Annotated in this window: 16 protein-coding genes, 2 tRNA genes and 1 pseudogene; 12 read left to right on the forward strand and 7 right to left on the reverse strand. The window is 62.1% G+C overall.

Annotation, left to right across the window (positions count from 1 at the left end; translation table 11 throughout):
• Window positions 1–161: 161 nt before the first annotated feature.
• From nadE to JMV54_RS09930, 3 genes are all read right to left on the reverse strand, one after another.
• Window positions 162–974 carry an ammonia-dependent NAD(+) synthetase gene (nadE, locus tag JMV54_RS09920; RefSeq protein ID WP_201518763.1) on the reverse strand — a complete coding sequence of 271 codons (813 nt, stop codon included), beginning with the start codon at window positions 972–974 and terminating at the stop codon, window positions 162–164.
• A 12-nt stretch (window positions 975–986) separates the two neighbouring features.
• Complete coding sequence (gene nhaA, locus JMV54_RS09925; protein ID WP_201518764.1) at window positions 987–2,321, reverse strand: Na+/H+ antiporter NhaA; 1,335 nt, start codon at window positions 2,319–2,321, stop codon at window positions 987–989.
• 159 nt (window positions 2,322–2,480) lie between these two features.
• Window positions 2,481–2,553, reverse strand: a tRNA-Arg gene (locus JMV54_RS09930).
• A 70-nt stretch (window positions 2,554–2,623) separates the two neighbouring features.
• On the opposite strand from JMV54_RS09930, the gene orn reads away from it, so the two are divergent.
• The 6 genes from orn to JMV54_RS09960 all read left to right on the forward strand — a co-directional run bounded on the left by orn (window position 2,624) and on the right by JMV54_RS09960 (window position 5,282).
• Window positions 2,624–3,256 (forward strand): oligoribonuclease, encoded by a 633-nt coding sequence (orn, locus tag JMV54_RS09935; RefSeq protein ID WP_201518765.1) that lies wholly within the window; start codon window positions 2,624–2,626, stop codon window positions 3,254–3,256.
• 77 nt (window positions 3,257–3,333) lie between these two features.
• Window positions 3,334–3,409: transfer RNA gene (locus tag JMV54_RS09940), tRNA-His, on the forward strand.
• A 128-nt stretch (window positions 3,410–3,537) separates the two neighbouring features.
• Window positions 3,538–3,747 carry an antitoxin VbhA family protein gene (locus JMV54_RS09945; protein ID WP_230972913.1) on the forward strand — a complete coding sequence of 70 codons (210 nt, stop codon included), beginning with the start codon at window positions 3,538–3,540 and terminating at the stop codon, window positions 3,745–3,747.
• A gap of 99 nt (window positions 3,748–3,846) precedes the next feature.
• Window positions 3,847–4,425 (forward strand): Fic/DOC family protein, encoded by a 579-nt coding sequence (locus tag JMV54_RS09950; protein ID WP_230972914.1) that lies wholly within the window; start codon window positions 3,847–3,849, stop codon window positions 4,423–4,425.
• A gap of 46 nt (window positions 4,426–4,471) precedes the next feature.
• Window positions 4,472–4,822 (forward strand): metallopeptidase family protein, encoded by a 351-nt coding sequence (locus JMV54_RS09955; protein WP_201518766.1) that lies wholly within the window; start codon window positions 4,472–4,474, stop codon window positions 4,820–4,822.
• A gap of 139 nt (window positions 4,823–4,961) precedes the next feature.
• Window positions 4,962–5,282, forward strand: a complete 321-nt coding sequence (locus JMV54_RS09960; RefSeq protein WP_201518767.1) for a hypothetical protein — start codon at window positions 4,962–4,964, stop codon at window positions 5,280–5,282.
• Window positions 5,283–5,292: 10 nt separating this feature from the next.
• On the opposite strand, the gene JMV54_RS09965 is transcribed toward JMV54_RS09960, so the two are convergent.
• Complete coding sequence (locus JMV54_RS09965; protein WP_201518768.1) at window positions 5,293–5,880, reverse strand: nucleoside/nucleotide kinase family protein; 588 nt, start codon at window positions 5,878–5,880, stop codon at window positions 5,293–5,295.
• 116 nt (window positions 5,881–5,996) lie between these two features.
• Between JMV54_RS09965 and glgX the strand changes: the two genes are divergently transcribed.
• From glgX to treZ, 3 genes are read left to right on the forward strand one after another with little or no spacing between them, the layout of a single operon-like run.
• The gene (glgX, locus tag JMV54_RS09970; RefSeq protein ID WP_201518769.1) at window positions 5,997–8,234 is read left to right on the forward strand and encodes a glycogen debranching protein GlgX; all 2,238 of its coding nucleotides are present in this window, start codon (window positions 5,997–5,999) and stop codon (window positions 8,232–8,234) included.
• A gap of 42 nt (window positions 8,235–8,276) precedes the next feature.
• A complete protein-coding gene (gene treY / locus JMV54_RS09975; protein ID WP_201518770.1) occupies window positions 8,277–10,610 on the forward strand; it encodes a malto-oligosyltrehalose synthase in 2,334 nt (777 codons plus the stop codon).
• A gap of 47 nt (window positions 10,611–10,657) precedes the next feature.
• Window positions 10,658–12,565: a malto-oligosyltrehalose trehalohydrolase gene (treZ, locus tag JMV54_RS09980; RefSeq protein ID WP_201518771.1), complete on the forward strand. Its 1,908-nt coding sequence runs from the start codon at window positions 10,658–10,660 to the stop codon at window positions 12,563–12,565.
• A 57-nt stretch (window positions 12,566–12,622) separates the two neighbouring features.
• Here the strand turns inward: treZ and dinB are convergent, their stop codons facing one another.
• Window positions 12,623–13,897, reverse strand: a complete 1,275-nt coding sequence (gene dinB / locus JMV54_RS09985) for a DNA polymerase IV (RefSeq protein ID WP_201518772.1) — start codon at window positions 13,895–13,897, stop codon at window positions 12,623–12,625.
• Window positions 13,898–14,002: 105 nt separating this feature from the next.
• Between dinB and JMV54_RS09990 the strand changes: the two genes are divergently transcribed.
• Together JMV54_RS09990 and JMV54_RS09995 are read left to right on the forward strand one after the other, a co-directional pair.
• Entirely contained in the window at window positions 14,003–15,736 is a 1,734-nt protein-coding gene (locus JMV54_RS09990; RefSeq protein ID WP_201518773.1) for an AMP-binding protein, read from the forward strand.
• Window positions 15,737–15,851: 115 nt separating this feature from the next.
• Window positions 15,852–16,787 carry an acyl-CoA thioesterase gene (locus tag JMV54_RS09995; protein WP_201518779.1) on the forward strand — a complete coding sequence of 312 codons (936 nt, stop codon included), beginning with the start codon at window positions 15,852–15,854 and terminating at the stop codon, window positions 16,785–16,787.
• 13 nt (window positions 16,788–16,800) lie between these two features.
• Here JMV54_RS09995 and JMV54_RS10000 read toward each other — a convergent pair whose 3' ends face one another.
• Window positions 16,801–17,502, reverse strand: a complete 702-nt coding sequence (locus JMV54_RS10000) for an NUDIX hydrolase (RefSeq protein WP_201518774.1) — start codon at window positions 17,500–17,502, stop codon at window positions 16,801–16,803.
• Between the two features lie 81 nt (window positions 17,503–17,583).
• Here JMV54_RS10000 and JMV54_RS10005 point away from each other — a divergent pair, with 81 nt between their 5' ends.
• Window positions 17,584–18,390 (forward strand): MBL fold metallo-hydrolase, encoded by an 807-nt coding sequence (locus JMV54_RS10005; protein ID WP_201518775.1) that lies wholly within the window; start codon window positions 17,584–17,586, stop codon window positions 18,388–18,390.
• A gap of 37 nt (window positions 18,391–18,427) precedes the next feature.
• Here the strand turns inward: JMV54_RS10005 and JMV54_RS10010 are convergent.
• Window positions 18,428–18,559 (reverse strand): annotated as a pseudogene (locus JMV54_RS10010) (integrase core domain-containing protein); the annotation flags it as partial.

The following is an 18,559-nucleotide window of genomic DNA, read 5'->3' on the forward strand; positions in this document are numbered from 1 at the left end:
AATGCCTGGTTCGACCACAAATCAAACTTGCTAGCACCGGGTTCATCCCGGAGTGAGCAGTTAGCTAATTCTCGAGACCGATGCTGGCTACGTCTCAGCCATGAGAGCCCGCGTGAAGCGTTCACGCGGGCTCTCGCTGTGTGCGCAAAACTGGCACCGTGCTAGCGCCACCACTGATCAGTGGGGGTTACCGGTAGCTGCCGCTTGTGTCGAGTGCGCAGATAGTAGCCCTCGATTTTTGCGGCGATCTCGTCGGCGACTTCACCGCCGGTGAGATAGGTGTCGATATCGCGGTAGCTGAGCCCGAGCTCGGTTTCATCCGGCCGGCCGGGCACACCATCAAGCAGGTCGGCCGTGGGCACTTTTTCGTAGAGCCGCGCATCCGCACCGAGGTGCTGCAGCAGTTCGCGGCCCTGCTGTTTTGTCAGTCCACTCAGCGGCATCACATCCGCCGCACCATCGCCAAATTTTGTGAAAAAACCGGTGACAGCCTCAGCCGCGTGATCGCTTCCCAGCACCAGCATCCCGTGTTCACCACCGAGCGCAAATTGCGCCACCATGCGGATGCGAGCCTTAATATTGCCGCGATTAAAATCGCTCAATTGCGCTGGCGCAAACGCCTCACTCAGCCCGTCAACAGCCGCCTTAATGTTGACTGCCACCGTTTCATCCGGCCGGATGAATTGGAGCGCCAGCTGTGCATCCGCTTCGTCCACCTGCGTGCCGTGCGGCAGCCGCATCGCTACAAAGCGCGCATCCCCGCCATTGGCCCGCACCCGCTCAACCGCCAGCTGCGCTAGCCGGCCCGCCAGCGTCGAGTCTTGACCACCGGAAATTCCGAGCACGAACCCACACACTCCGGTTTTTTCGAGATAGTCGACCAAAAACTGAACGCGACGCTCAATTTCATCGGCCGGATCGATAGTTGCCCGCACCGCGAGCGCGGTAATGATCTCTTGCTGTAGGGGACGCATAGCCGGATTCTGTCACGCTCGGCTGACCGGTTCGTCGGTTTCGTCGGCGGCGGTTTGCGCGGCTTGCGATCGTTCGTGGGCGCGACCGCGCAGCCAGAGGAAAGTGCCGCCCAAAATGGCAGCGAACGTGGATGCGATCAGAATTGCCGACTTCGACAGTTCGTGTTCGGGGATGCCGATCGGGAAGGCAAGTTCTGAGATGAGCAGCGACACCGTGAACCCGATACCCGCGATCATCGACACCGCGACAATATCGAGCCATTTAATGGCCGGGTCAAGGTTGATGCGCTGTACACGCGTGGTGAGGAAAACCGCCAGCGTTATACCGATGGGTTTACCGATGATGAGGCCGAGGGCGATACCCAGCACCAGCGGCGAGGTGAGGGCAGCGAAGTCCATGCCCGCAAACGAAACCCCGGCCGAGAAGAACGCGAACAGGGGCACGCAAATACCGGCTGAAAGCGGCCGGAAGCGGTGTTCGAACGTTTCAGCGAGGCTCATTTCGTCGCCGGTTTCGCCCCTGGCTGGCCGCACCGGCACCGAGAAGCCCAGCAGCACACCGGCGATGGTGGCGTGAATACCCGAGAGGTAGAACAGCGCCCACACGATGATGCCGAGCGGCAGCAGCAGAAACCATGCCGCTCCCTTGTCTTTCCGGAAGAGGTTGCGGCCGTAGTGCGCCAGCAACCAATAGCCGGCAAGCGGCACGAGCGCCGCAAAAAGGTGGCCGAGTGACAGCGCCGAGGTGTAGGCAATCGCGATAATGACGATGGCGATGAGGTCATCGACAACAGCGAGGGTGAGCAAGAAGGTGCGCAGCGCGAGCGGCAGCTTCGAGCCGACAACCGCAAGCACTGCCACTGCGAAGGCAATATCGGTGGCTGTGGGAATCGCCCAGCCGTGCGACAGTTGCGGATCGTTACCGGCGAAAAAAATGTAGATGAGGGCGGGCACGATTACCCCGCCAGCAGCGGCCGCAATTGGCACTATCGCGCGGCTGGGTTTACGCAGGTCACCCTCGACAAATTCGCGCTTGAGCTCGAGACCCGCCAAAAAGAAAAACACTGCGAGCAGCCCGTCGGCGGCCCAGTGCCCCACCGTCATCTCGAATGACCAGTCGCCGAATTGAAAACCGGCCTTGGTGTCGCGAAGCCCCTCGTACCAGCCCGATAGTGGACTGTTGGCCAGCACAATCGCGATCACGGCGGCCACGATGAGCAGCCCACCACCGATGGTTTCTTTGCTGACGATCTGTGCGATTCGCTGCAGCTCGCTCGGCGACGAGGGCGCAAAAGCGGTTTCTTCTTGCGGGGCTGTATCGGGTTGGGAGGCGGGTGCGTTAGTCATCGAGATCCTCAGAGCGTTTCGCGAACAATGCCATCCATTCCGGCAGTCACGCCGATGAATGCGCCGACCAGACTTCCCGGCTCACCGCGAATCACCTTAACGGCTGGGGGCTTGCGACCGCCACACCCGGCGCGTTTACCCCAGCACCGCCATTGACAGCGCCCCCAGCAGGACTCGAACCTGCAACCTACGGATTAGAAGGCCGTTGCTCTATCCATTGAGCTATGGAGGCGAATGCTTCCAGCGTACCGGCACCAGCAACACCGTGAGGATGCACTTTGGCGGTGGCTACCATTGGATGCATGAGCAATGCGAATGACCGGCTGGTGTGGATTGACTGCGAAATGACCGGGCTCGACCCGCAAATCGACGAGCTGGTTGAGGTTGCGGTATTCGTCACCGACTTCGAACTCAATGTGCTCGATACTGAGGGGCTCAGCGTGGTCATTAAGCCATCACAGGCGGCCCTCGACCACATGAACGATTTTGTCACCGAGATGCACCGCACCTCGGGGCTGTCCGAAGAAATCCCGCACGGCATTTCGCTGGCCGATGCGCAACAGCAGGTGCTCGACTATGTGAAGCGGTTTGTGCCCGCAGCCAAGCAGGCACCACTTGCCGGCAACACAATCGGCACCGACCGCATGTTCCTCGCCCGCTACATGCCCGAGCTGGATGAATTCCTGCACTATCGCAATATCGACGTGTCAACGTTCAAAGAGCTCGCCCGCCGCTGGTACCCGCGCATCTACTTCCAGTCGCCCGAAAAACACGGCGGGCACCGCGCCGCCGCCGACATCCTCGAATCGATTCGCGAACTGCGTTATTACCGCGCGGCAATGTGCATCCCCCAGCCCGGCCCCAGCAGCACCGAGTTGAAGGAAACCTCCAAGCAGGTTGCGGATGAGTTCGCGCCGCTACTCGAACGCGATTAGCTAGCCGCGCCGCCGAGTCGCTATGTGCCGAGAATTGGGCTATCATGGCCAAGTTGCATGCGTGAGCAAACAACATGGCGGACGTAGCTCAGTTGGTAGAGCGCTTGGTTGTGGTCCAGGAGGTCGCGGGTTCAAAACCCGTCGTTCGCCCCAATACTTCTGTGTTCGCTTCTAATGCTGTCAGCGCTTCGTAGTTTCATCTGAACTCGAACGACTCCCCTTCGCACCGTTTAGTTCAAGACAGTAAAATGGCGAGCAGCAGACTTAGGAAAGGGCACATCATGAGCACTTCCTCTATCACCACTACGGCATCCGCCACTATGACAGCCACTGAGCGTGAAGCGCTCGTAGCCGAGGCGATTCACAGCGGTGAAATGGAAGGCCTGCGTGTCGATCCAGTCACCCGTGAAGACGCGCAGGAGTACATCACCGGACAAATCAGCTCGGATGAGCTTGTCGCCCGCGCACGCGCACGCTATGGCCTCGCCTGATTTTTTGGTTGACCCGTATATTGACCCCGATTCGGGCCTGTTACGAAACTTGGTCGGCGCCCGGACTCAGCGCGCCTTGTGCAGCTCGTGGATCACCCGGTGAAACCGACTGGCGATCTCGAAGAATTACGTGCGATTCACCGCCACCTGTTTCAGGATGTCTATGCCTGGGCGGGTGAGCTGCGCACCGTTGACATCCGCAAAAACGAAGATGGCGCGCAGTTCTTCCTACCGGTGTCGATGATCGAACGCGCGGCGATGTTTGCGGCCAAAGAGCTCCGCGATGACAATGAGCTGCAGGGCCTCCCCCGTAACGAGTTCATCGAACGACTGGCCTACCACTACGATGCCTTCAACTACATCCACCCATTTCGTGAAGGTAATGGTCGGACTCAACGGGTGTTCTGGAGCCGAATCGCACGCGCCGCGGGGTGGCAGCTCGACTGGCGTGCCGTGCGCGGCTCGACCAACGATCGAGCTGGTCGCGCGGCCTCAGATCAACGCGATTTCGCACCATTACACGATATGTTCGACCGAGTTGTCACCGCCGCAAAACCGCAGCGTGAATTCGATGCGGCATGGCGCGGCCTGGAGCACGCAAGGCTCGCTTTTCGCACCATCGATGTAAAAACAGGCGAAAAACCGGACACACTCGACGAGAAAGCTAGAGACGAATGAGTGATAACTCAGCAAGTGTTCGCACGGCCCCGTTTTTGGAGGCAGCATGATCGAGCTCAGCGCCGAAGATTTTGAACAGCTTGTCGTGAGCGAACTCGACGCGCTCCCCGACCGGGTGGTTGACGGCCTCGACAATGTGGTGTTCCTGATCGAAGATCGACCGCCCGACGGGTCGCTCGACATGCTCGGCGTATACGAAGGATTCGATCTCACCGAACGCGGCGCATACGGCTACGGCGAACTGCCCGACCGCATCATCCTGTTTCGCGAGCCGCTACTGGCAATCTGCGAAACCATCGAGGAGCTTCGCGATGAGGTGCACATCACGCTCGTCCACGAAATCGCGCATTACTACGGCATCGACGACGAACAGCTTCACGAACTCGGTTGGGGATAACGCATCCCGGGAACTTTCCGCCGCACTCGTTCCTCATAATTGGATGGTGCCCGTTCAGCGCGCCGACTCAGTCTCCCGATAGGTTGTCCGCACCGAGTCGACCTTCGATTCCCGAATCTGCCAGCAGAAAGAGTGTTCGATGTCATTCCCTCAGATGAACTATCAGCCCGCGCATCAGCCCGTCCCGCCGTACGGCTATAACGCTCAGCCGCCGGAAGACCCCGAGGGGCTCGGCAGCTGGATTCTCACGCTTTTTGTTGCCGGCCTCCCACTCATCGGGTTCATCTATCTGCTGGTGCTTGCCTTCGGCTCTGATAGTTCCAAAGCCAAACAAAACTTCGCCCGCGCCTCGCTCATCCTCGGACTCGTGGCGTTTGTCATCATGTTCGTGGTGTTCATCGTGATCGGGGCCACTGTTGGGTTCGCCGCATTCTCGGTTGTGAACATGAGCGACTACTAACTCCGGCCGCTTACTCGAGTCGGCCCTCGCTGCCGGGCGACTTCGCGAAGCCCCGCTGCCCGAGCAGCCTGTGCACCGCATCGATATCGCCCGGCATTTCGAATGTCGCATCCGCCAGCTGGGCCGGCGCCTCCAACGCGTAGAGGGCGTCTTCCTGCGCGCGCCAGCCCTCCCACCAGTCGTCGGAGCCGTCACGTCTGCGGGCGCGATCGCGCCGCAACGATTCGGATGCATCCAGCCAGAGCGAGGCATCGGCATACGGCAGCGATGCCCGGGTAATCGCCCCGCATCCCTCCACGATGAGATCGGGTTCGGGGGCAAGCATTGCGCCATCATGAAAACCGCCGCGGTGCCAATCCCACTCGCGCAACCGCACCCGCTCGCCGCGCGCCCGCGGCGCGAGCACCGCATCCACCAGCCACCGTGCCCCGGCACTCAGTCCCTCCCAGCCGGGATAAAAATGCTCGACATGCACCAGCTCGCAACCGTACTCACGGGCGAGCGTGCGGGCCAGCTCGGTCTTGCCGGCACCAGATCGGCCATCAATAAGCAGCGTCCGGCCACAGGGTCGGCTGGATGCACGCGGTGCGACGGTCATAGCAGCGAACCTACCCTGATTTGCTTTGCCAACCGGCAACCCACCGGTTACCGAAGCTCAGCGTTCCTGTCAGGGCAGCGCTCTATGGTTAGGGGCCTAAGAAAGGAACCTCGTTCATGTCGCAAACCGAAACTCCGCACAGTTGGCCGGGCCAGCCATACCCGCTGGGGGCCACCTTCGATGGCACCGGCACCAACTTCGCCATCTATTCGGGCGGGGCAGAAAAGGTTGAACTGTGCCTGTTCGACCAGGACGGCACCGAAACCCGGGTGCGGCTTTTTGAACAGGATGCGTTTGTGTGGCACTGCTACCTGCCGCAGGTGCAGCCCGGTCAGCTCTATGGCTACCGAATTCACGGCGCCTACGACCCCGCAACCGGCCACCGGTTCAACCCCAACAAACTGGTGCTCGACCCGTACGCCAAAGCCATCACCGGCAATATCGAGTGGAACCAGGCGGTTTTTTCTTATAACTTCGGCGACCCCGACTCGCGCAATGACGAAGACTCAGCCAAGTACATGCCCAAGGGCGTGGTGATTAACCCGTTTTTCGACTGGGACGGCGACCGTCTCCCGCGCATCCCCTACGCCGATTCGGTCATCTACGAGGCGCATGTCAAGGGGCTCACGCAGCTGCATCCCGACATTCCCGAATCGATGCGCGGCACCTATGCTGGCGTGGCGCACCCGGCGGTAATCGAGCATCTCAAGCGCCTCGGCGTCACCGCACTCGAGCTCATGCCCGTGCACGAATTTGTGCACGACTCGACACTCGCCGAGAAGGGCCTGCGCAACTACTGGGGCTACAACACCCTCAACTTTTTTGCGCCGCACGGCGACTACTCCTCCACCGGCGACAATGGCCAGCAGGTCCAGGAGTTCAAGAGCATGGTGAAAACCCTGCACGCCAACGGCATCGAGGTCATCCTCGACGTGGTCTACAACCACACGGCCGAAGGCAACCACCTGGGCCCGACCCTCAGCTGGCGCGGTATCGACAACGCGGCCTATTACCGACTCGAACCCGATGCGCGCTACTACACCGACTACACCGGCACCGGTAACTCGCTCAATATGCGTCACCCGCACTCGCTGCAGCTGATCATGGACTCGCTGCGCTACTGGGTGACCGAGATGCACGTCGACGGTTTCCGCTTCGACCTCGCCTCAACCCTCGCGCGAGAGCTGCACGATGTCGACAAGCTTTCGTCGTTCTTTGACCTTGTGCAGCAAGACCCGATCGTCTCGCAGGCGAAACTCATTGCTGAGCCTTGGGATGTGGGCCCCGGCGGCTACCAGGTGGGTAACTTCCCGCCGCTGTGGACCGAGTGGAACGGCAAATACCGTGACACTGTGCGTGATTTTTGGCGCGGTGAGCCCTCAACACTCGGCGAGTTCGCCACCCGCGTCACCGGCTCGGCAGATCTGTATGAGCGGTCGGGCCGGCGCCCGGTGGCGTCGATCAACTTCGTCACCGCCCACGACGGGTTCACCCTGCGTGACCTGGTGTCATACAACGACAAACACAATGACGCCAACGGTGAAGACAACCGTGACGGTGAATCGCACAACCGGTCGTGGAACTGCGGGGCCGAGGGCCCGACCGATGACCCCGCGATTAACGAGCTGCGTGCCCGCCAGCAGCGCAATTTCATCGCCACGCTGCTGCTGTCGCAGGGGGTTCCCATGCTCAGCCACGGTGATGAACTCGGCCGCACCCAGCAGGGAAACAACAACACCTACGCGCAAGACAGTGAGCTGTCGTGGATTAATTGGGAGCACGCCGACAAACCGCTCATGGAGTTCACGCGCGCACTCGCGGCACTGCGCCACGAGCATCCCACCTTCCGCCGTCACCACTTCTTTAATGGCCGCGTTGCCAAACGCGGCGAGGGTGAGGGGCTGGCGGATGTGATCTGGCTGTCGACCGATGGCAGCCAAATGTCGGATGAAGCCTGGAACGAAGCATTCGTGCGCGCCGTTGGGCTATTTCTCAACGGGGATGCGATTGCCGGTCGAGATGCGCGCGGCGAACGCATCCGCGACAAGAGTTTCATCATCTATTTCAATGCCTCAGAAAACGATGTCGAAACTCGCCTCCCCAACGCCGATCTTGATTTCCGGTGGGAGCCGGTGATTGACACTGCCGGGAAGGCAACCCAGCTCGGTGCGCTCGGTCCCGGTGATACGTTCACCCTCGTTTCTCGGTCGCTGGTGCTGCTCCGTGAGTTCACCGAACCCGAGCCCGAACCCGATCACTCGGTTGCGGCTTCGGTTGCCACCACCACGCAGGCAATTCCGATCATCACGCAGGCAAACGAGCAGGCGTCGATATCAGACCCCACCGACCAGTAACCGCCAGCTGTCAATCGCGAAACCGCAAAGGAGCGAGCAACTATGTCGGATCCGCAGTCATCGACCGTTGAGCGTCGGGTACCAAAGAGCACCTACCGGCTTCAGCTAACCCCCGAGTTTGGTTTCACAGCGGCCACCGCGCAGCTGCCCTATCTCTCCCAGCTCGGTGTCGACTGGATCTATCTGTCGCCCGTACTGCAGTCGACCAGCGGCTCGCAGCACGGCTACGACGTGGTTGACCCCACCCGTGTTGATGCAGCCCGCGGCGGCCGTGAACAGTTCGTGCGGCTGTGCGAGACGGCACACGAGTTCGGCATGGGCGTGTTGGTCGACATCGTGCCCAACCATATGGGGATCAGCGTGCCGCGCGAAAACCCCTGGTGGTGGGATGTGTTGCGGCACGGGCGTGATTCGACCTATGCCGAATTTTTCGATATTGATTGGGATGCTGGCGACGGTAAGCTGCTCATCCCCATCATCGGTGATGACGATATGCCCGAGCAGCCCGGCGATCCCATCAAACATGTCACCGTCGATGCTGATGCCGGGGTGCTGCGCTACTGGGATCTCGAGTTTCCACTCTCCCCCGGAACCGCAAGCGAAGACATCCGCACCACACACGCCAATCAGCACTACCGACTGGTGCACTGGCGGCTCGGTGACCACGCGCTGAACTACCGCCGGTTTTTTACGGTCACCACGCTTGCCGGCCTGCGTGTTGAACGTGACGAGGTGTGGGATGCGGCGCACGCCGAGATCCTCTCGTGGCTGCGTGAGGGGCTCGTTGACGGGTTGCGCATTGACCATCCCGACGGACTGCGTGACCCGGCCGGCTATCTCGAGCGGCTTCGCGAGCGCACCGGTGGCGCCTATGTGATCGTCGAAAAAATTCTCGAACCCGGTGAGCAGCTGCCTGACTGGGCGTGCGAGGGCACCACCGGGTATGACGCGCTTGCTGCCACCGAACGACTCTTCGTGGATGCCGACGGAATTGCCGATCTCGAGCAGGCGGCCGCCGCGCTGTCGTCCCGCGATCTTGACGATTGGGATACGCTCATCCACCACTGCAAGCGTGACGTCGCCGATGATGCATTGCAGGCTGAACTGCGCCGGGTAACTCGTGAACTGGATGACGCGAGCGACCAGACGCTCGATGCGCTGAGCGAAATTGCGGCGAATTTCAGTGTCTACCGCACCTATTTGCCGCACGGCGCCGAACTGCTCGAGCAGGCCGCGCGCAATGCCGCCGATTGGCATCCAGATCTGGCCGGCGAAATCGAACGGCTGCTGCGAGTGCTGCGCGACCCGGCGCATCCCGCCGCGCTTCGCTGGCAACAAACCACCGGCATGATCATGGCGAAGGCGGTAGAAGACCGGGCCTTCTATCGGTTTTCGCGCCTCACCTCGCTCAACGAGGTCGGTGGCGACCCGAGCCATTTAGCCACGAGCGTGGCTGACTTCCACGCCGCTCAGCAGGCGCGGCTTGCACGCTGGCCACACGCACAAACCACCCTGACCACGCACGACACCAAGCGTTCGGAAGACACTCGAGCACGGATTGACGTGCTGAGTGAGATGCCCGATGACTGGGCCGAAGCGCTGCACGAGCTGCTTGAAATTCAGCCGATTGAAAACCCCGCCTTCGCCAATTTGATCTGGCAGGCCGTTGTGGGTGCGTGGCCGGCGTCACGCGAGCGGCTGCACGACTACGCCACTAAGGCGGCTCGTGAGTCTGGTGAAATCACCACCTGGACCGCAGTTGATGAGCAGTATGAGGCCAGTGTGCACGGGGCCATCGATGCCGCCTTCGATCACCCCGCTGCTCGGGCGATTATTACCCGGCTGCACGAAAAAATCACGCCGCATGGCTACCACAACTCGCTGGTGATGAAAGCGATCCAGTTGCTTGCACCGGGGGTGCCGGATGTGTATCAGGGCACCGAGCTGTGGGACCGCTCACTCGTCGACCCCGACAACCGCCGCCCGGTCGATTGGGCCGCCCGGCAGGCGGCACTCGACGCGATCGGGAAGGGCGCCCGCCCGGCACTCGACGAGACCGGCGCAACCAAACTCATGGTGGTTACCGCTGCACTGCGGTTACGGCGCAAACTGCCCGAACGGTTTACGCAGTACACACCCCTGACGGTGACCGGCGCGGCACAAGACCACGCGGTGGCGTTTGACCGCGGCGGAGTCGCACTCGTTGGTGCTATTCGCCCGGTGGGACTCGCCGAGGGCGGCGGCTGGCATGGCACGACCGTCTCGCTTCCCGAAGGACGCTGGCTCGATCAGCTCACCGGCCGGGAGTTCAGTGGCGAGGCGCTGCTTGCCAGCATGCTTGATGAGTTGCCGGTGGCAATACTGGTGCGGTTTTAGCGGCTTGCGAGCCGGTTAACGTCGATCGATTTTAAGGAGCCCCCGCCATGCGTGATGCCCGTTTTGATGTTTGGGCACCGAAGGCCAACCGAATGCGCGTCGTCATCGACGGCACCATCTACGAGATGGCTCGTTCGGACGAAAATTGGTGGCGCCCCATTGGGGTGCCAGAGCTGCCGGATGAACCGATCGCGCTGGCCACCGCGGTCGCCGACGGAGATCTCACGCTCACCGGGCCAATCAGCGTTATCGCCGCCGAGCAGGCGGTGCCGGCGCCTGTGGTTAGTGAGCACGACTACGGCTACCTGATCGACGACGATGACACTCCCCGACCCGATCCGCGTTCGCGTCGCCAACCCGACGGCGTGCACGGGCTGTCGCGCACATTTGACGCCACTCGGTATCGCTGGTCGGATGCGGCCTGGACCGGCAGGCAGCTTGCCGGCAGCATCATTTACGAACTCCATCTGGGCACCTTCACCCCCGAGGGCACCCTCGATGCCGCGATTGACAAGCTCGATCACCTGGCCGATCTCGGTGTTGATTTTGTCGAGTTGATGCCGGTGAACGCGTTTAATGGACCGCGCGGCTGGGGCTATGACGGTGTGCTCTGGTATGCGGTGCATGAGCAGTACGGTGGCCCGGAGGCGTATCAGCGTTTTGTTGATGCCTGCCACCAGCGCGGTCTCGGAGTCATTCAGGATGTGGTCTACAACCACCTCGGTCCCTCCGGTAATTATTTGGGCATGTATGGCCCGTATTTGGCGGGCCAGCACACCACCGCCTGGGGTGATGCGGTAAACCTGGACGGCTTCGACTCCGACCAGGTGCGCCGCTACATCATCGATAACGCGCTCATGTGGTTCCGGGACTTTCACGTTGACGGGCTGCGGCTGGATGCGGTGCACGCGCTGGTCGATACTCGTGCCACTCACGTGCTGGAAGAGCTGGCTGATGAGGTGGATGCGTGTTCGGCGCAGCTGCGCAAACCGCTTTCGCTGATTGCCGAGTCGGATCTCAACGCACCGCGAATGATTGCGAATCGCTCGGCGGGCGGGTACGGGCTCACTGGCCAGTGGTCGGATGATTTCCATCACTCGGCACATGTGGCGCTCACCGGCGAGGCTGGTGGCTATTACGCTGATTTTGCCGCCGACGGCGGTGGTTTGGGTGCGCTCGCGAAGGTGCTGCGCAAGGGCTTTTATCATGACGGGTCGCTGTCGAGCTTCCGCAACCGGCACCACGGGCGGGCGCTGCCCGAGGGGATGCGCGCCTGGCGGCTGGTCGTGTCGATTCAAAACCATGACCAGATTGGAAACCGCGCCACCGGCGATCGGTTGAGCGAATCGCTCACAATCGACCAGCTTGCGGTTGGGGCGACGCTCATGCTTTGTGCACCGTTCACGCCGATGCTGTTTATGGGTGAGGAGTGGGGTGCAACCAGTCCGTTCCAGTTCTTTTCTTCGCATCCCGAACCCGAGCTCGCAAAAATGACCACCGAGGGACGCATCAGCGAGTTTTCGCGCATGGATTGGGCCGATGTGGAAGTTCCCGACCCGCAGGCGCTGGCGACGTTTGAGCGGTCAAAGCTCGATTGGCACGAGCTCGCTCAACCCGAACACGAGCGGCTTTTTGTGATCTACCGAGAGCTGATCGCGCTGCGGCGCACGCTCCCCGAACTTTCCTCGCCGTGGCTACGGGATGTGACGGTGAGCTATGACGAGGATGAGCGCACACTGTCGTTCTGGCGCGGAAATGTTCAGGTGGTGCTCAATTTTGCCGGTGAGATGCGCCGGGTAGAGGTGGATGTGGATGTGCGATGGACGCGGGTTATTGAGCAGCCGCTGCTCGAATATGCCACCAGCGCCGAAGTCAGGCTCGAGCACGTGAACGGCCGCAACTACGCAATAATGCCACCGCACTCGGCAGCGGTGTTTTCACCGGCAGCACCATAGCCACTGCGCTGCCGACCAGCAGCTGTAAGTAAAAAAGCCGGTTTCAAAAAGTCGGTTCTAGTTGCTCGGCCGATTCGGACGCTCGGTAAGTCCTGTGCCTCGGTCACGGCGCTCATGACGGCCAAGCAGCGAAGCCGGGCGCAGAGCATCCCGACCAAATTTTGCTGTGGCCACATCCACCGCCCGCTCGGCAGCATCCCACTCGTCATCGTGCTGTTCATCCCAGAGCGTGAGCGCCGTCGCTTCCCCCGCCGGCGCCAGCTGATCGGCACGCACCCCGATCAGCCGCACCGCCTGGCCATCATGATGCATCCCGGCCAGCAATCGCGCCGCAGCCCGAAACAGCACCAGTCCCGTGCTAGACGGGCGGTCGAGGCGTTCCTGGCGGGTGATGGTTTCAAAATTGGCCCAGCGCAATTTCACGGCGACCGTACCCGCAACCAAATCTGCTTTGCGCAGCCGCTGCGCCACCGCATCCGCCTGCGCCCGCACCTCGCGTTCAAGCTCGGCGTGCGAAGTGACATCCTCCGAAAAAGTTTGCTCGTGCGACACCGATTTTTCTTGATGCTCGGTGATTACCGCCCGCTCATCGCGACCCCAGGCGAGTGCCGATAGCCGCTGTGCCATTGCCTTACCGGCGAGCCGTTCGAGCACCGGCACGGGGGTGTGCGCCAGGTCGAACACCGTGTTGATGCCGCGGCCGTGTAATTTTTCGGCGAGCTTGCCGCCCACTCCCCACAGTGCACCCACCGGTAGCGCGTGCAAAAAGGGAAGCGTCTCATCGGGTGAGATCACCAGCATCCCGTCGGGTTTGCATTTGCCGCTGGCCAGCTTCGCCACAAATTTGGTGCTCGCCGCCCCCACCGAACAGGTCAGCCCGGTTTCGGCAAGCACGCGGCGACGAATCAGCCGCGCGATTTCGCCTGGCGACCCGAACAATTTGGTCGCTCCCGACACATCCAAAAACGCCTCGTCGATCGACAGCGGCTCGACCAGCGGCGTGATGTCGTGGAACACGCGCATCACCTCGGCGCTAGCGGCACGATACTTGTGCATCTGGCCTGGAATCACCACCGCCTGCGGGCAAAGCTGCAGCGCTCGGCCAATCGGCATGGCGGCGTGCACCCCGTACGCGCGCGCCTCATAGCTCGCCGAAGAAACCACTCCCCGGGTGCCGTTACCACCAACGATTACCGGTTTGCCGCGCAGCTCGGGGCGCTCGAGCTGCTCTACCGAGACAAAAAACGCATCCATATCGACATGCAGGATCGTGGCACCGGTATCGTCACCACCGGTGCCGGTGATGCGACCCCCGAGATCCTTTTTTGTCACCCCTCCAGACTGGCATGAGCCACCGACGTTTGGTAGCAGCTGCTGTGGCTGCGCTCCGGCACGGGCTACGGCAAGCGGGCGCAGATGTCTCGTAGGATTTACCCCATGCGTGCACAAGAGTTCAATGCCAAACGAGGCTGGCTGGCCAGCTATGCCGAAAATGTTCCCGCCGATATCGAGCCGGTAACCGGGTCGCTCTACGACGAACTCGCATCGCGGGCCGCCGACTACGCCGACTCGCCAGCGCTCGAATTTTTTGGCCGCGAACTCACTTTTGCCCAGTTCCACAACCAGGTGCTGCGCGCGGCCAAAGGGTTGCGCCGGCTCGGCGTGGGCAAGGGCGACCGGGTGGCGCTCATCATGCCCAACTGTCCGCAACACCTGATCGCCTACTACGCGGTGCTGCGGCTGGGTGCGGTTGCTGTGGAACACAATGCGCTCTACACCCGCGACGAGTTTTACACCCAGTTTGCCGACCACCGTGCCGAATACGTCATCGTGTGGGACAAGGTCGCGCCGGTCATCCAAGACTTTGCCGAAGAACTCAGCATCAAGCACATCATTTCGATGAACATGACCCGCGCCATGCCGCTGAAAATGCAGCTCCTGCTGCGTCTGCCGGTGGCGAAGGCGCGCGAAAGCCGTGAAAAGCTCACCGCCCCGGCACCGGGAACCATCCCCTTTGAACAGCTACTGAAGCACGGTGAGCTGCCCGAAACCTTCCCGAAGCCGGGCGCCGATGATATCGCCTCGCTCGCCTACACCTCGGGTACCACCGGAGCGCCGAAGGGCGCCATGCTCTCACACAGCAACCTGGTGTCAAACGGCCGTCAGGGTGCGGCCTGGATGCCCGAGTTCACCCCCGGCGAAGAAACTATTTATCTGTTCCTGCCGCTATTCCACACGTTCGGGATGCTGCTTGGCGGCCTGTACGGTGTGGTGTCGGCATCGCGTGTGGTGCTGTTCCCGACGTTCGACCCCGACATGGTGGTCGAGGCATCAAAGCGTCACCCAGCGACCTTCGTGCCTGGGGTACCGCCCATGTACGACCGGCTCGCGCGCGTGGCCCGCGACAACCCCGAGCTCGATCTTTCGCACGCCCGCTACGCCATGAGCGGCGCCATGACGCTCACCAACGCCATCGTTGACCGCTGGGAGGCGGTTGCCGGCGGCAAGCTCAACGAGGGTTATGGTCTCACCGAGGCCTCGCCGTTCGCGATGGTGAACCCGTTTGGTCCCACCCGCAAGGTCGGCACCATCGGCGTGCCGGCGCCATCAACGCTGATGCGCGTGGTCGACCCGAACGATCTCGAAAAAGAGGTCGAGTTCGGCGAGGTTGGTGAGCTTGTCATTAAGGGCCCGCAGGTGTTCCAGGGCTACTGGAAAAACGAAGCCGAAACCGAGCAGGTCATGCTGCCGGACGGCTGGCTGCGCACCGGCGATCTGGTCACTCAGGATGAAGACGGTTTTGTCACCGTTGTCGACCGCAAAAAAGAAATCATCATCACCGGTGGTTTCAATGTTTCGCCCTCCGAAGTCGAGCAGGTACTGCTGCAGGCACCCGGCGTGCTCGAGGTTACGGTGGTCGGTATCGCCCGCGGCAGCAACAAAGCCGAGTCGATCACCGCGGTGGTTGTGCCCGACCCAGAGGCCGAGTTTGACGAGCAGGCGGTGCGCGCTCACGCCCGTGAGCACCTGGCAGAGTACAAGCGTCCGCGCAGCTATGTCCTCTGGGATGAGCTGCCGAAGTCGATGCTCGGTAAGGTGCTGCGCCGCAGCGTAAAAGAAACGCTCACGGCCAATCCGAAGGCCACCCGCGCAGCCAGCGACGACGAGTAGCGTGCAACTGGTAGCGGCGGCAGCCGGCGCGGTTACACTGTAGCCCGTGACCGAATCCGCGAATCTTGCACCCACGCACGGCATGATGCCCGAGATGCCGCCGCTACCAAAAACGATGGCTGAGCTTGAGGCAATGCCGCCGCTCGACGCGTTCCTCGCCACGCTCAACCTCATCGACACCGGTGCACGCACCACCGAAGACATTTTCACCGGCGCCAGCCAGTGGATGCCCGGCGGCCGCGTCTTCGGTGGCCAGGTGGCAGCCCAGTCGATCGTGGCGGCCACTCGCACGGTGCCAGAAGACCGCAATATCCACTCGATGCGTGGCTATTTTTTGCGGCCCGGCGATATCCAAAAGCCCATCACCTTCTCGGTCAACCGGATTCACGACGGCAAGTCGTTCTCAACCCGTCACGTTGAAGCCTTCCAAGACGGGCTGCCGATCTGGTCGATGATTTCGTCGTTCCAGGTGGAAGAGGAAAGCGCGGTCGACCACGATTTCCCGATGCCCGAGAACCTGCCGATGCCCGAGTCGCTGCCCAGCGAAGCCGAACTGGTTGAGCGGGCCGGGGTGAAACTCGCCAACTTTTGGGTGCACCGCCGCCCGTTCGTGATGCGGCACGTCGACGGCCCGATCTATCTGCAGCCGAGCACCTCGCGTGAACCCTTCGACCACGTGTGGGTGAAATCGGCTGCGCCGCTGCCAGACGATCCCGTCGTGCACGCCGCGGCGATCGCTTATGTGAGCGACTATCTCATGCTCGAACCCACGCTGCGCCGCCACGGCCTTACCTGGATCGATCCGCGGCTGCGGGTGGCGAGCCTCGACCACGGCGTGTGGTGGCACCGCTTTGCCCGCGCCGATGAGTGGATGCTGCTGCGCATTAAATCACCAAACGCACACGGCGGCCGCACGCTCGCGCAGGGCTATCTCTACACGCGTGACGGCAAGCTCATTGCATCCGTTTCACAGGAGGCCATGCTGCGACTCAAAGAGGGCGCACCATCACGCCTTGCGGGTGTCAAGCTCCCCGAACCACCTTCTGCTTAACGGCCCCGCCGCCTCATTCGAAGTCACGGATATACCGCCACGGCCGTTCACCGGTTTCGAGTCGGTGCCGAGCAGCGGGCCGCGATGCCGTGCCGAGTTCATCAATCTGCCACTGGCTGTCACCAAACCAGTAGCAGCGCTGTTCGGCAACCTGCCGCGTTTCATAGTGTTCAAACGGGGTGTTCGCGACATGTGTCAGCACCGCCTCGCTGCTGCCCAGCTGCATGAGCTGCCACAGCGTCACCCAGGTGGGCACAATGAGTGTGCGTTCGGCTCGCTCATGTGCCGCGAGCATCTCATCGGGCCGCACCCAGGCAAGCTCGGCCACCTCGCTCAGCTGTGGCCGAGGGGTGCCGCAATACTCGGTGGCGATATAAAACCAGGTGCGAAACTTCGGCATCGAATGCTGCGGCGGGCTCCACAGTGCATAGGGATGCAATGCGTTGGCCTCAACTCGCAGCCCGGTTTCTTCGCGCAATTCTCGCACCGCGGCCGCGCTCGTGATTTGGCGTTCAGCGGCGGGGTGCTCGTGATTGACCGCGCCACCATCGCTCGCCTCCACCGCGCCGCCCGGCCACACCCACGCATCCGCGAACGAACCGCGCTTTGGCCGGCGCATCATGAGGGTTTCGAGCCCGTCGCGGCCATCGCGCAGCAACAGCACCGTCGCTGCCAGACGCATCCCGTCACGTGTCATATCCGCACCAGTGGTCATCCCCCGACGCTACCGCACCCGTTCTCGCCACCGCCCGGTATGCCAGCGCGTACCTGCCGGCCAACAAGTACCCTGGCCACTATGGCCACCTCCGAACGCGCCGCTGACGCGAGCTCCCACCGTGATGACGCAAGTTTTGCGGTGGCACCCGGTGTGCTGCGCATCCGGGCGAATAATCCGAGCCAGATGACCCTCAGCGGCACCAATAGCTATTTGATTGATGGCCGCATCCTCATCGACCCGGGTCCCGATCTCGAGCCTCATGTTGATGCCCTCGCCCGCTGGCCCATTGAGACGGTGCTCATCAGTCACCGGCACCGAGACCACACCGGCGCATTTGATGCGCTGGTGGCTCGCACCGGCGCCCGGGCGTTTGCCGCACTCGACGAATACTGCCGGGATGCCGCGACGCTTCGCGGCGGCGAACGAATCGAAACTGAAAGCGGCGCAGTCGAAGTGCTGGCAACACCCGGCCACACCACCGATTCGCTGTCGTTCACACTGGTTCGCGACGGCGCCGACCGCGGGCTGGTATTCACCGCCGACACCATTCTCGGCGGCATCACCACGATGCTCGATTTCCCGGATGGCACGCTTGGCGACTACCTGGCAACGCTTGATCGGCTGGTCGCTACCGGTGAAAACCTGCCGCTGCAGATTTGCCCCGGGCACGGACCCACGCTGCCCGACCTCGCGAGCGAAGCGCAGCGATTGCGGGGGCATCGGATGCGGCGGCTCGAGCAGGTGGCGACGCTGCGGGATGCGTGCGGTGACGACGCCGGTCGAATCGCGCGGCGGCTGTATGCGGATGCACCGGAGCAGGTGCTGTCGGTGGCCGAAAGCATGGTGCGGGCGAACCTCGCGCACCTGCAGACAGGAGATCGCTAGTCGGGTTCGCACTAAAAAAACAGTGTGGGCCGGCGCTCTAGCTGTAGTTGGTCATGACGTTGTCGACACGGGTGTGGAGGCGTGAGGCCGGTGGCTGGTCACTGCAGGCGGTGTGGGGTCGATGATAGTTGTAGTGATGGTTCCAGGCTTTAAGAGCTTCTCGTCGCTG

The sequence above is a fragment of the Gulosibacter hominis genome, assembly GCF_904842695.1.
Classification (GTDB): Bacteria; Actinomycetota; Actinomycetes; order Actinomycetales; family Microbacteriaceae; genus Gulosibacter; species Gulosibacter hominis.